Raw genomic sequence first — 12,967 nt, forward strand, 5'->3', positions numbered from 1 at the left:
AGCACCTTTTGAAAGTAGATCGGGCCTGCTGGCAACCGGATTCACGACGTGACTTACTTTTGCCGAAACAGCTTTTGCCACCAGCGCCGGGGCTGCAATGGCACCACGATGATGTCCGACTTCTGCAGCCAGTCGCGCTCATAATCCCACGCATGGCCACCCCACAGCTTTCCTGCTTCGTTGGAAAACCCGAGGGTCATGAGCTGATAGCTATAACCGGCGTGACCGCGCAACCAGTCGAACAGCACCAGCGTGTTGAAGCCGGTGGAAGGGCCGACATAGCGCTTGCCGCCGGGGCGGTCGACCGGGTAATTCCACAGCGGCGGCAGTGGAATGCGATCCCAGTACATGGCCACACGTGGCAATGGACACATCGGTGCGGCGCAGCCCACCAGCATGCTGAAACAGCGCTCGCTCGCCTGCTCGAACATCCGCTGTACCGGCGACGCGTAAGGCAGACCAAAAAAATAGGCGTCCGGCGCGTTGTAGCCATGCACGAAGACATTGACGCTGTGCTCGTTGAGCAGCGCTGCCTTGATGCAGGTATTGAAACTGACGACGACGTCATCGACGCCAATGTTCAGTGCCTGAAAGTCCGCTGCGGTGATGGCCGGATTGTTGGCAATCAGCACGACGCGGGGCGCGCGGCTCAGACAGTCGAGAAATTCTGTAGGCAAAGCTCCCAGAACGGACTGGTCACCACCGGGCAGCGCATCCAGCGCCATGTTTTCGCCGGGTTGCGACGATTGATGATCCTTCATTCAGACTGGCACCTTCATCCCGTAACGCAGTTTCACCCAGAATCTTGTGAACGCCGAAGGCGGCTGCCATGGGCGCATCTCACGCTGGATTTCCGTGGCCAGTGCCTGACCGACACGGGCAAAGGAATAACGGCTTTGCGCGAACTCCTGGCCGTTACGGGCAATGCGCGCTGCCAGTTCCGGGTCGCTTTGCAGCAGCTTGATCTTTTCCACCGCCTCTTCTTCGCTGCGGTAGAACACGGTGTTGTGCATGTCTTCAAAGCCGAGCAGACGGTCTTCTTCGCCCTGACTCCAGGCCAGCAGCACACAGCCACAGGCCATCGCCTCATAGTTCTTGATCATGAACTCGTTCATGCCGATGTCGGCACTGACGAAAATCCTGATGCGATTGAGCGTCTGCAGGTACTCCTCACCCGATTTGGTGCGGGTCACCAGCATCCCGGTGCGCTTGGAGAGCGACTCGAGCATGGCTTTGCGCTCGGCATACTCGGTGCTTTTCAGGCTGCCAAGAAAACCGACGGGAATGTCCCGCTCAACGCCGGTGTTGTGCAGCATCTGCTCGTCATAGCCTTTGGAGACGAACACCGTATCGATGCCTTCGGCGAGCATCTTGCGCGCGACCACGGCGCCGGACACCAACGCCCGACAACTCGGCAGACGGCGGTAAAGTCGCGAATACACACCCCGATACTTACTCGCCGGCATGTAGTTCTGGTAGGCATCGTGCTCGAGAAACACCAGCCCGGGAATGCACTTGAGCACCTGCAGTTGCGTGGCCAGACGCTTGACCCGGGAGAAAATCACCACGCGATCGAAGGTCTGGTAATCGACCGACGCCAGAAACGACCCCAGATTCAACTGCTGCTGTTTGCTCAAACGAAAGATGAAACATTCATCACAGTTCTGCTGCACGATGTCGTAGAGCCGGTCGAGAATGACCCGCTGCTCGTCCATCACCAGGAGCATGACTTTCATAAGTTAATTGACCACGCGACGTAGGCAGGCAAGCGCATCGGATTCAAAGCTGCCTACATCAACGGAAACGGTAAAATCCCCAAGGCAAAATCCGTTCACACGCAGTACACAACGGTAAAAATTCATCTGATCAACGACTACGGATCTTCTCGACAATCGCAGTTGTCGAGCTGTTTTCCACAAGCCCCAAGACCTTCACGGTGCCGCCGTAAGCGGTGACGATATCAGCGCCAACCACCTGATCGATGCCGTAATCTCCGCCCTTGACCAGCACGTCCGGTTTGACCTCGCGCAGCAGGTTTTCCGGAGTACCTTCAGGGAAACTGATCACCCAGTCCACCGCGCCGAGGCCGGCGAGAACCGCCATGCGTCGATCAACGCTGTTGATCGGACGGCCCGGGCCTTTGAGGCGGCTGACCGAAGCATCATCGTTGACCGCGACAATCAGACGATCGCCCTGTGCTCGTGCCTGTTCCAGATAGGTCACATGCCCGGCATGCAGGATGTCGAAGCAGCCGTTGGTGAAGACGATCTTTTCGTTGTGCGCGCGGGCATCGGCCACGGCGAGCAGCAACTGCTCAAGACCGAGCACACCACGCTCGGAACCTTCTTCACGCTGAATGGCGCGACGCAGTTCCGGAGCACTGATGGCGGCCGTACCGAGTTTGCCAACCACGATGCCTGCGGCCAGATTGGCCAGCGCAACGGCGTGGGGCAGGTCTTCACCGGCGGCAATCGCTGCAGCCAAGGTGGAGATCACCGTGTCACCGGCACCGGTGACGTCGAACACTTCACGGGCACGGGCCGGCAGGTGCAGCGCCGGCTGGTCCGGACGCAGCAAGGTCATGCCGTGTTCACCGCGTGTCACCAGCAGCGCACCGAGTTCGAGGTCGTGCATCAGGGCGGCGCCCTTGCTCACCAGCTCATGCTCGTCGACACAACCGCCGACGATGGCTTCGAATTCGCTGAGGTTCGGGGTAATCAGGCTGGCGCCACGATAGATCGAGAAATCCTTGCCCTTCGGGTCGGCCAGGACCGGGATGTTCTTCGCGCGGGCGGCCTGGATCAACGCCTGATGGTTTTTCAGGGCGCCTTTGCCGTAGTCGGAAAGTACCAGCACCTTGATGCCTTCGAGCAGGTCGTCGACCTGCGAACCGAGGGCCAGGGCGTCGGTGGCGAACGGTTCTTCAAAGTCGATACGCAGCAGTTGCTGGTGCCGGCTCATGACCCGCAGCTTGACGATGGTTGGCTGGTGCGCGATGCGCTGGAACAGGGCACGTACGCCCGCGCCTTTGAGACTGTTGCTCAGGCTGTCGGCGGCTTCGTCGTCGCCGGTCACACCGACCAGCGACGCCGGCGCACCCAGCGCGGCAATGTTCAAGGCAACGTTCGCGGCGCCACCCGGACGGTCTTCGATCTGCTCGACCTTCACGACCGGCACCGGCGCCTCAGGGGAAATCCGTGAGGTTCCGCCATGCCAGTAACGGTCGAGCATGACATCGCCGACTACCAAGACCGGGGCTTGATCGAAACGCGGCATGGACAACTTCATGGAGCAACCCACATACAAAATGAACAGGGGCGCGATATTAACACAGGGTAAAGCGCCGTCCGCCTCAATCTGAAAGGTCGCGTACCCAGAACAATTCGTGACGCCGGACTGCCTTGCGGAAAAACTCGTTACTGCCTGTAACAGGCCAGCGACGACCGGCTAGACCCTGCTGGATCCAGCGGCGCAATTGCCGCTTGAACCCTTGCCCACCCTGCAAATCGTGCTCCATGGCCAGCGCCATCGCCTTGTCCAGCTGCACATCCGCTGACAACAGCGGACTCCACAGCCGGTCAGCCGGCAACGGCTCGATGGCCGGCGGCAGCGCAATACCGGCACCGGCAGGCCCCATCGGCCAACGATCATTGTCGTGCAAGTGATTGGCGTACATCAGCAGGGTGGCCGGTTTCCAGCTACTCAGCGCGATAGCCTCACGCAACGCCTGGGTCGAGGCCACATGATCACTGTGTGGATCCAACTCCGGATGCGGCGTCACAACCACTTCGGGACGGTAATGCTCAAGCAGCGCCGTCAGATCCGCGACAAGGTTGCGCCAGGTCGGCTGACCATCAGAGTCGGCCGGCAGGGCCAGCGGGTTATGACGGCGGACACTGCGCACATCGGCTTCCTGCGACTCGCGGGAGCCGAACGACTTGTCTGGCTCTTGCGCCATTGCCGGCAACTGCAGGCAGTAATAACCCAGTTGCACACAACGCTCGGCAGACACCCCGCCCCACAGCGGAATCGTCAGGCTGTCCCAACTGCGCAAGCGCCCCTTCAACCGCGCAGCCGCGGCCTGATCCAGACCCAGACGCTGGTAATCTTCAGCCTCGATCTCGCCCTGAGTCAGGGTGATGATACTGACGTCTTCGCAACGACTGTAAAGGCCGAACGCCGCCAACTCCGCATCATCGGCGTGGGGCGCCAGAACCATCACGCGCTGGCGGCTGTAATCAGGATTGGCCATGACCCACAAAGTGCCCGTAGCCCCGACCGCGCAATAGCGAGCGCGCAACGTCAACGCACCTTGTGCCAGTGCCGCTGCCTGCCCGGAAAGATTAAGGAAACGCCGCCCTTTGACCCCGCGCTCGAAATCCTGACGATCATCGCCGACGGCAACGTATGGATCGAGCCAGCGGCCCAGCCAAGCGCTTTTCAACTGTACTTCGAGGACTAGCGTCTCACCCGCTGTCAGCGGTTCGCTCAGGCGAATCACGCCATCCGCAAGGTTCACTGCCTGACGCGCCGCGTGTGCAGGAAAGTCGTAGTGATAGTCGTCAGAAGGCCGATAGAACAGGTGATCAGCGAACCAGGCCTCGTGTGCGACCCAGGCCAGCACCAGCAACAACGGCACCAGCCACCACGCAACCAGCCATCCGATCAGCAACAACCCCACCAGAAAAGCAATCAGGAACAGACGCTTGTTGCGTCGATGGGCCTTGAGAAGCTGTTGCTTGCGAGCACTCATGAATTCAGACCTTGTAGACCGGCACCGTGTGGCACCAGCGATCCTTGTACTCACGGTCGGCACGACCGAATGAATAACGCAAAGGCTTGCCCAGCGCTTGCGCGTGCGCCCAGGCCTCTTGGGTGTTGACGAAACTCAGCACACTGCCGGGACTGAACTCGCGGCTCTGCGGATCGACGCCACCATTGATGTACTCCAGCGAGACCCATTGCGGGGCCTCGACGCGGTACAGCACCTGAATGGCCACGGGCGCCGAATCGAGCATCACCACCGAACCGGTCATGAACTCGCGCAGCAAGGTGAAGACCTCAACCAGCCCGGCCTTGCCCGGCACCTCAAAGCCCCAGCGCCGCTGAAACAGATCGCCGTAAGCCGCGGCCTGCTCCTGCGGGGTAAAGTCGGACATCGGCACCAGCGATCCGCCCGCCTCTTCCAGCAGGCGCTGCTCGCGACGCTGGTTATAGCGGAATTTCTTCGAATACTCTTCCGGGAGCCGAGCCAGGGCCAGGCCCTCGGGTTGCGGCTTCAACGTGCTGATCTGCTCGGCATTGAGCTGCGACACATACGCCATGCGCTGGCGCACCGGCACGCTGACATCTGGCGCAATCGGCAGAATGATTTCCGCATTGCCCATGTCCAGCAAGCCACGTTTGCTCTCGCGCTTGAGCACTTCCTTGGACAAAGCGACATGCCGGCCCCAGCAGGGGATGGCGGCCAGCACATCACCGCCAACGATCCAGCCCAGGTAACGCAACTCGATGCCTAGAAATGTCGACAAGCGCTCGACGACTTCCGGATGCGTGGCAAAACTGCCGCCGAAACGCTGCCAGGCCCGGGCGTAGCTGTCCCGGTCGATCTCGGTCCAACCACGTTCGCGAAAGCTGCGAAACATCTTCAGCATACGTTGGTCGCGTGTGCCGGCTGAGGCTCGTCACCCTCTTCAAATTCTTTGGCATGCAGACGGGCGTAATAGCCGTTTTGCTCAAGCAATTGCGCGTGAGAGCCGCGCTCGACGATACGACCTTCGTCCATGACCAGAATCAGGTCGGCTTTCTCGATGGTGCTCAAGCGGTGGGCAATGACCAGGGTCGTGCGGTTCTTCACCACATGATCCAGCGCGGCCTGGATATGCCGCTCCGACTCGGTATCGAGCGCGGAAGTGGCCTCGTCAAGAATCAGCAGCGGTGCATCCTTGAGCAGCGCCCGGGCAATGGCGATGCGCTGACGCTGGCCACCGGAGAGCAGCACACCGTTTTCGCCGACCATGGTTTCGTAACCTTGCGGCATCTTGATGATGAACTCATCGGCATAGGCCTCGGTTGCCGCGCGCTTGACCTCATCGAACGGCGCGCCAGCCAGATCACCGTAAGCGATGTTGTTGGTCACCGTATCGTTGAACAGCGTGACCTGCTGGGTCACCAGAGCGATCTGTCGACGCAGGCTGCGCAGGGTGAAATCCTGCACCTGCACGCCATCAAGCAGGATCTGGCCCTGGGCATGATCATGCTGGTAAAACCGCGGAATCAGGCTGGCCAGGGTCGACTTGCCACTGCCCGAACGCCCCACCAAAGCGACCATTTGCCCCGGCTCGACAACGAAGCTGATGTCGTTGAGTACCGGTTTTTCGGTATCGGGATAGTGGAAGCTGAGGTTACGCACTTCCAGACGGCCTTCGAGACGATCCTGCTCGACCGTCCCCTGATCCACTTCCGCCGGCTCATCCAGTTGCTCGAAAATACTCTCGGCACCGGCGACGCCCTTCTGGATAGTCGAACTGACTTCCGATAATTGACGAATGGGTTTTGGCAGCAGGCCCGCCATCGTGATGTAAGCCACCAGATCGCCCGGCGATGCGTCACCGCGAAGGTACAGCACAAGGAACATGACCACAGCCATGGCGCTGTAAGTCACCAGTTGCAACATCGGCGTATAAACCGCGCCGGTCTTGGTCATAGTCAACTGCTTGTCGGTGTTGCTCTGGCTGGCATCGCGAAAGCGATCCTTTTCGTACTGCTCGCCGCCGAAGCTGCGCACAACGCGGTAGCCATGAATGGTTTCGGAGGCGACGTGCGTGACGTTCCCCATCGAGACCTGGATCTTCTTGCTCTGCTTGCGGAATTTTTTGCTGGTGCTGTTCACCATCAAGCCGATCAACGGCAGGATGGCGACCATCACCAAGGTGAGTTTCCAGTTCATCCACAACAGTGTGCAGAACAGGAAAATCACGGTCATGCCTTCACGGATGACGACTTTGATGGCGTCCGTTGCCGCACCGGTGACCATGGTCACGTTGAAGGTGATCCGGGAAATCAGATGGCCGGAATTGTTCTTGTCGAAGAAGCGATTGGGCAACTCCAGCAATTTGTTGAACAGCACCACCCGCAGGTCATGCACCAGGCCCAGAGAAACCCGCGCCAGGAAGAAGTTGCCCAGGTACGAGCCCACCCCCTGCCACACCGCAATGAACACAATCATCAGCGGCACGGATTCGAGCAGCTGCAACTTGCCCAGATACGGGTTGCCCGGAAACAGACTGGCTTCAGGATTGGCCAGACCGTCGACAAAGTATTTGAGGATATAAGCGAGCATCGGTTGAGTCGATGCGAAGATCAGAAACCCGACGATGCTGAGAAGGAAAAGGCCGGCGTAAGGCCGCACGTAAGCCAAAAGGCGGAAATAGATCGCCAGCGTGGACTGGGGTTTCGGTTCAGGACTGCTCATGGTGATCCGCGCAATTCAGTGAGGCGCCGATGATATCACACGCGTTTTTGCCCCGATAAACATGACTTCAAGCCAGCCTTCGACCAAGTCGGTTAAGATACCCCGCTAATGATGGGGAGCCGGATATGCAATCGATTGATCACAGCACTTACGAGGCACTGCGCAAAGGTGCACACGTATTGGAGGCCGACGGTTCCGGTGACAAAGTGCTCAGATTGGCCGATGGACGCATGCTCAAGCTGTTCCGCCGCAAGCGGTTGCTCAGTTCGGCGCTGTTCTATCCCTATGCACAACGCTTTGCCGACAACACCCGGGCACTCGAACAACGCGGCATCCTCTGCCCGAAAGTCATTGCGGTCTATCGTATTCCGAGCATCGAACGTGACTGCGTGTATTACAGCCCGCTGGAAGGCGACACAGTGCGTCAGTTGCAGAGCGCTGGCGATGAGGCTGACACACTGAGATTCCAGCTGGGCGGGTACTTCGCTTTGCTGCACGAAAAAGGTGTGTACTTTCGATCGCTGCACTTTGGCAACGTCGTGCTGACCCCCGACAACCGCTTGGGCCTGATCGATATCGCCGACCTGCGCTGCCAGAAACGCGCACTCAGTGACAGCAAACGCCTGCGTAACTTCGCGCACTTGCTGCGCTACAAGGAAGACCGCCAATGGTTGCTCGGCCAGGATGCCGGCGAAACATTTGTCGAAGGCTATCGCCAGGCACTGCCGAGCCACCGACAAGCGCCATTGATCTCGCGCCTGCGTCCGCTGCTCGGCTAAACCCTAGCGGCCGATGACCACCACAGTGGCGCCTTTGCGATTGGCGAAATGTTCGATGATGCGCATCTGGTGCGCCACAAGCCACTCATTCAGCCATGGCTCGTCACCTTTGGCCTCGATGAGGAAGTATTGATAGTCACCAGCGTGCGCTGCCGACATCGCTTCCTCTACGGTCAGTACCGGCATCACATAGCCGCGACCGGCGTAATAGCTGATCCGACCATCCTCAAAATAGGTCTTCGCCCCTGGCTCGAGATGAGCCGACATCCAACGGCCGGCCTCGACGTAATGCGTTTTGCCAGCCCCGGTGGAAATAACGTTCGACAGCATCACCAGCAACCCCAGAACCACCAGCCATTTGCCGCAACGCGGAAACTCGCGAACGAACGCCGCCAGCCCCATCGCCAGCACAGGCACAAACAACAGGTTCAGAAAGCTCAGGTAGCGCGCATTCATGAACTGCTGCTTGATGAAAAACAGCACCAGCACCACCAGATACAGCAGCGCCGCCCAGGCAAAGGGGCGATAGTCGCGCCAGTAAGTGCCTAGAACCCCCCAATTGCGTCGTAGCACGAAGGGTACGGCGAACGGTCCCATCAATTTCACAAAGGTGATGGCCATGGTCGCCAGAATGCCGAAGAAAATGATCCGCCCGGCTTCATCCTGGGAATACTTGTTGATGAGCGAATTGGCAAACTGATCGCACAGCATCTGAAAGGATGCAAACACACTGTGCGGCGCAATCATGTCCATATACAGCATCACGCGCGCCGACATGAGCACACCTGAGACCGAAACGGCCAGCAGCCCCAAAATCGGCAGCAGCGAAAACTGGAAGAATTGTATCCGTCGGGTCGAAGACCACAGATTGGGCAACTGCCAAAGGGCTAACGCGGGTACCAGCAGCAAGGCTTCCAGACGAAACAACGCTGCTGCGACAATCGCCAAGTGAATGCATGCCGCCCGCAGCCAGCCACCCCGGGCTTGCCAGCGCAGCGCGAGCCAGAGCGTCAGCGTGCAGAAGAACCAGAAACCGCATTCACGGATGATGTCATTGCGAAAGGCATTCACCGCCGGCATTGCCAAAACCACCAGGCACGCCCAACGGGTGACCTGCGCAGATCGCTGACGAACGCAATCGACCATCAGCGCGCTGGTGCCCGCAAAAAACAACGCGCACCAAAGATAGGCGCTCAGTTCCAGGGGCAAATGCAGGATGGTATGCGTACCGGCCAGCAGAAAGGAAAACCACGGCCAGTCGAAAGAAGCCCAAGCCACATTAGGCCCGTGCTCGGTGACCTGTTGCGCGATATCAATGTACAGCGCGGCATCACGCCCCACTGTCGCAGTGCCCAGGACCGCTATCAGTGATAGCAGCGCACTGCCCAGAAACGCCAGCCAGACCGGGTATTCGTCGATGATTCTGGAGACTCTAGTTGCCACGCTATTGCCCGTACCTTTCACCCAGCCACCTCACCGACATCCATTACAGGGTCCGCATAGTCTCCGCGACCCGTTTACCGAAACAGCAACCGCAACGCCTTGCGGGTGTAGGACCAACGCGAAAACGTTCGCCAGTCTGCACGCAAGGCCTGAAAGTAAAACGACTTGGCCAGTTTGTATTCGCCATGGGAATAACAGTCACGAAACAATGACAGGCAGCGCTGCGCCAGAAACGCTTGGCGCAAATCACCCATTTCCTCGGGCATCCGTCGACTGGAAAAGACTTCGCTGACCACCTGCTCCGTGCCAGCGGCAAGGCTTTGGCGCAGATCATGGCGCATGCTGTCGGCGTGCTTGTAGATCAGCGCCAGGGGCTTGTCCAGAACGGTGCAGGGGTAGCGCGCCAGCACTTGGGCGAATACTGGCAAGTCCTCGACGTTGCGCAAATGTTCCGGGTAATTACCCAAAACGAATACGTCGCGGTGCATCGCACAGGCACCGTTGGAAATCGATACCGTCTTGTTCAGCAGGTAACCCTGCAGTCGCTGGCGGGGCGTAACAGGCAGCGGCCTGGAGGCCTGCAAGCTGCGTCGCCCGTCTGCAAACACCGACCAGTGCGCGCCGATCACCATCAGGCTGTGTGGATTACTTTCGATGTGCTGTGAAAGTGCAGCCAGGGCACCTGGCGCCATTTCATCATCGGAGTCGAGAAACACCAGATACCGTCCGGCTGTCTCTTCCAGCCCTCGATTGCGCACCGACGACAAGCCGCCGTTGCTTTTGCGCAGCGCGCGAAAACGCCCGCCATGTTTGAGCAGGAGGTGTTCTACTACCTCAGGCGTATCGTCCGTCGACCCGTCGTCGATGACCAGCAGATCCGCCGTCGCTTCATCCAACTGCGCCAACACCGACTCCACTGCACGTGGCAGGGTTCGCGCGTAGTTGTATACCGGAATAACGACGCTGATCAGTGTTTCAGTCAAGTTCGTATCCTTTTACACCCTCTTTTACGACCAGAATATCTTCCATGATCAGGTATTCCAGATCTGAACCGAAAAACATGTTCAGCGCGTCGGTCGGCGAGCAGATCATCGGTTCGCCACGACGGTTGAGCGAGGTGTTCAGCGATACGCCGTTACCGGTCAGGTTTTCCAGCGCCTTCATCATGTCGTAGTAGCGCGGGTTGTATTCACGCTTGAGCACCTGAGCGCGAGAGGTGCCATCTTCGTGGACGACTTCCGGCACGCGGGTCTTCCACTCTTCCGCCACTTCGAATGTGAAGGTCATGAACGGCGCCGGGTGATCGATCTTGATCATCTGTGGCGCAACGGTGTCGAGCATCGACGGGCAGAAAGGCCTCCAGCGCTCGCGGAACTTGATCTGGTGGTTGATCCGGTCAGCCACGCCAGCCACGCTCGGGCAACCGATGATCGAACGGCCACCCAATGCACGCGGGCCAAATTCCATGCGCCCCTGGAACCAGGCCACCGGGTTGCCATCGACCATGATTTTGGCGATCTGCTCAGGCATGTTGTCGAGCTTGCGCCAGGTCGGCTTGCTCTCGTGACGGGCGCAGGCGGCGATGACGTCTTCGTTGCTGTACGACGGGCCGAGGTAGACGTGTTCCATCTTCTCGACCGGTACGCCGCGAGCGTGAGACACATAGGCAGCAGCGCCGACCGCAGTGCCGGCATCGCCGGACGCAGGTTGCACGAACAGCTCCGTGATGTCGTCACGGGCAATGATTTTCTGGTTCAGCTTGACGTTCAATGCACAGCCACCGGCGAAAGCCAGCTTGCCGGTTTCCTTGAGCACGTCGCCCAGGTAGTGATCGATCATCTGCAGCGCCAGTTTCTCGAACAGCGCTTGCATACTCGCGGCGTAGTGGATGTACGGTTCGTCAGCGATGTCGCCTTCGCGCTTCGGACCCAGCCACTCGATCAGCTTCGGCGAGAAGTAGAAGCCTTTGCCCTTCTCTTTGTAGCGACGCAGGCCGATGACGTTGGCGTAATCGGTGTTGATCACCAGCTCACCGTTCTCGAACGAGGCCAGGCGCGAGAAATCGTACTTGCTGGCGTCGCCGTACGGCGCCATGCCCATGACCTTGAACTCACCGTCGAGCATCTCGAAACCGAGGAACTCGGTGATCGCACCGTACAGACCGCCGAGGGAGTCAGGATCGAAGAATTCCTTGATCTTGTGAATCTTGCCGTTTTCGCCGTAGCCAAAGAAGGTCGTGGCGTACTCGCCCTTGCCGTCGATACCGAGGATCGCGGTTTTTTCCTTGAAGCCGGAACAGTGGTAGGCGCTGGAAGCGTGAGCCAAGTGGTGCTCGACCGGCTCGATCTTGATTTTTTTTGGGTCGAAACCCAGTTGCTCAAGGCACCAGACAATCTTGTTGCGATAGCGCTTGTAGCGACGGTTGCCCATCAGGATCGCATCGAGGGCACGATCCGGCGCGTACCAGTAACGCTTGGCGTAGTGCCAGCGCGCCTTGCCGAACAGGCTGATCGGGGCAAATGGAATCGCAACCACGTCAACGTCGGACGGCTTGATGCCGGCCTGTTCAAGACAGAACTTCGCCGATTCGTAGGGCATGCGGTTCTTTGCATGCTTATCGCGTACGAAGCGCTCTTCTTCAGCCGCCGCCACCAGCTTGCCGTCGATGTACAAGGCTGCTGAAGGGTCATGGCTAAGGGCGCCGGACAGGCCAAGAATCGTCAATGCCACAGGGGTCTAGCCTCTTTAGTCTGCGTGCAGGCGCGATGCGCCTTGAATATTGATGTGCCCTCGCACAGGGCGAGTGACAGCTAAAGGGCGGGATTATAGCGTAAACGAGTGGGGAATTACCCTGTGCGATTGCCCCAGGTTGAATGGTCTGGAGAAACCTTGCCCAAAGATTCAATAACCACCCTTTCGCCAGTAAATACCAAGATTGCCGTCAGTGACCTGACGATAAACCGTATAGGGCAGCGATACTGTATCGAACACACCGGACAATGGCAGATCCAACAGCACGAACGGCACAAGAAAACCGCTGGGATCGGGGGGCGCGTTCAATACACAGAAATCGAAGGCCAGACCGCTGTAAACCCTCGGAATGGACTGGCAGTAGGTTTTTTGTTTGCGCATGTCACGGGCGACGTCGGCATCGTCCTGCAAGACCGTCATGGCGCTGCCACAGCCCGCCAGAACCCATGAAATTGCACTCACTGTTGCAGCCTGTTTGATGATCAAGATCCGCCCTCCAAGGTCGTCGGGCAAATTAGCA

At 58.9% G+C, this 12,967-nt stretch carries 11 protein-coding genes; 1 reads left to right on the top strand and 10 read right to left on the bottom strand.

Translation table 11 applies throughout. From position 1 onward, the window contains the following. Window positions 1–53 precede the first annotated feature (53 nt). The 6 genes from FGA82_RS20770 to msbA form a co-directional block, all read right to left on the bottom strand. Window positions 54–761, bottom strand: a complete 708-nt coding sequence (locus FGA82_RS20770; protein ID WP_141128535.1) for a hypothetical protein — start codon at window positions 759–761, stop codon at window positions 54–56. Then, complete coding sequence (locus FGA82_RS20775; RefSeq protein WP_141128536.1) at window positions 762–1,736, bottom strand: glycosyltransferase; 975 nt, start codon at window positions 1,734–1,736, stop codon at window positions 762–764. Between the two features lie 130 nt (window positions 1,737–1,866). Continuing rightward, a complete protein-coding gene (gene hldE, locus FGA82_RS20780; RefSeq protein ID WP_093430139.1) occupies window positions 1,867–3,288 on the bottom strand; it encodes a bifunctional D-glycero-beta-D-manno-heptose-7-phosphate kinase/D-glycero-beta-D-manno-heptose 1-phosphate adenylyltransferase HldE in 1,422 nt (473 codons plus the stop codon). 64 nt (window positions 3,289–3,352) lie between these two features. Next, window positions 3,353–4,753, bottom strand: coding sequence for a PIG-L deacetylase family protein (locus FGA82_RS20785; protein ID WP_141128537.1), 1,401 nt, complete (start codon window positions 4,751–4,753; stop codon window positions 3,353–3,355). Window positions 4,754–4,757: 4 nt separating this feature from the next. Then, window positions 4,758–5,654 (bottom strand): GNAT family N-acetyltransferase, encoded by an 897-nt coding sequence (locus FGA82_RS20790; protein ID WP_141128538.1) that lies wholly within the window; start codon window positions 5,652–5,654, stop codon window positions 4,758–4,760. After that, a complete protein-coding gene (gene msbA, locus FGA82_RS20795; RefSeq protein WP_141128539.1) occupies window positions 5,648–7,474 on the bottom strand; it encodes a lipid A export permease/ATP-binding protein MsbA in 1,827 nt (608 codons plus the stop codon). The genes FGA82_RS20790 and msbA overlap by 7 nt, the downstream gene beginning before the upstream one ends. 125 nt (window positions 7,475–7,599) lie before the next feature. On the opposite strand from msbA, the gene FGA82_RS20800 reads away from it, so the two are divergent. Further along, window positions 7,600–8,253, top strand: a complete 654-nt coding sequence (locus FGA82_RS20800; protein WP_141128540.1) for a toluene tolerance protein — start codon at window positions 7,600–7,602, stop codon at window positions 8,251–8,253. A gap of 3 nt (window positions 8,254–8,256) precedes the next feature. On the opposite strand, the gene FGA82_RS20805 is transcribed toward FGA82_RS20800, so the two are convergent. The 4 genes from FGA82_RS20805 to FGA82_RS20820 all read right to left on the bottom strand — a co-directional run bounded on the left by FGA82_RS20805 (window position 8,257) and on the right by FGA82_RS20820 (window position 12,933). Further along, on the bottom strand, window positions 8,257–9,696 hold the full coding sequence (locus FGA82_RS20805) for a hypothetical protein (RefSeq protein WP_249384269.1): 1,440 nt from the start codon (window positions 9,694–9,696) through the stop codon (window positions 8,257–8,259). A gap of 74 nt (window positions 9,697–9,770) precedes the next feature. After that, on the bottom strand, window positions 9,771–10,679 hold the full coding sequence (locus tag FGA82_RS20810) for a glycosyltransferase family 2 protein (RefSeq protein WP_141128542.1): 909 nt from the start codon (window positions 10,677–10,679) through the stop codon (window positions 9,771–9,773). Beyond that, window positions 10,672–12,426, bottom strand: a complete 1,755-nt coding sequence (locus FGA82_RS20815) for a carbamoyltransferase family protein (protein WP_127925578.1) — start codon at window positions 12,424–12,426, stop codon at window positions 10,672–10,674. Before FGA82_RS20815 ends, FGA82_RS20810 begins: the two co-directional genes overlap by 8 nt. Window positions 12,427–12,597: 171 nt before the next feature. Then, window positions 12,598–12,933, bottom strand: a complete 336-nt coding sequence (locus FGA82_RS20820; protein WP_141128553.1) for a YceK/YidQ family lipoprotein — start codon at window positions 12,931–12,933, stop codon at window positions 12,598–12,600. Between the last annotated feature and the right edge of the window lie 34 nt (window positions 12,934–12,967).

Source organism: Pseudomonas fluorescens (assembly GCF_005938625.1).
Classification (GTDB): domain Bacteria; phylum Pseudomonadota; class Gammaproteobacteria; order Pseudomonadales; family Pseudomonadaceae; genus Aquipseudomonas; species Aquipseudomonas fluorescens_BD.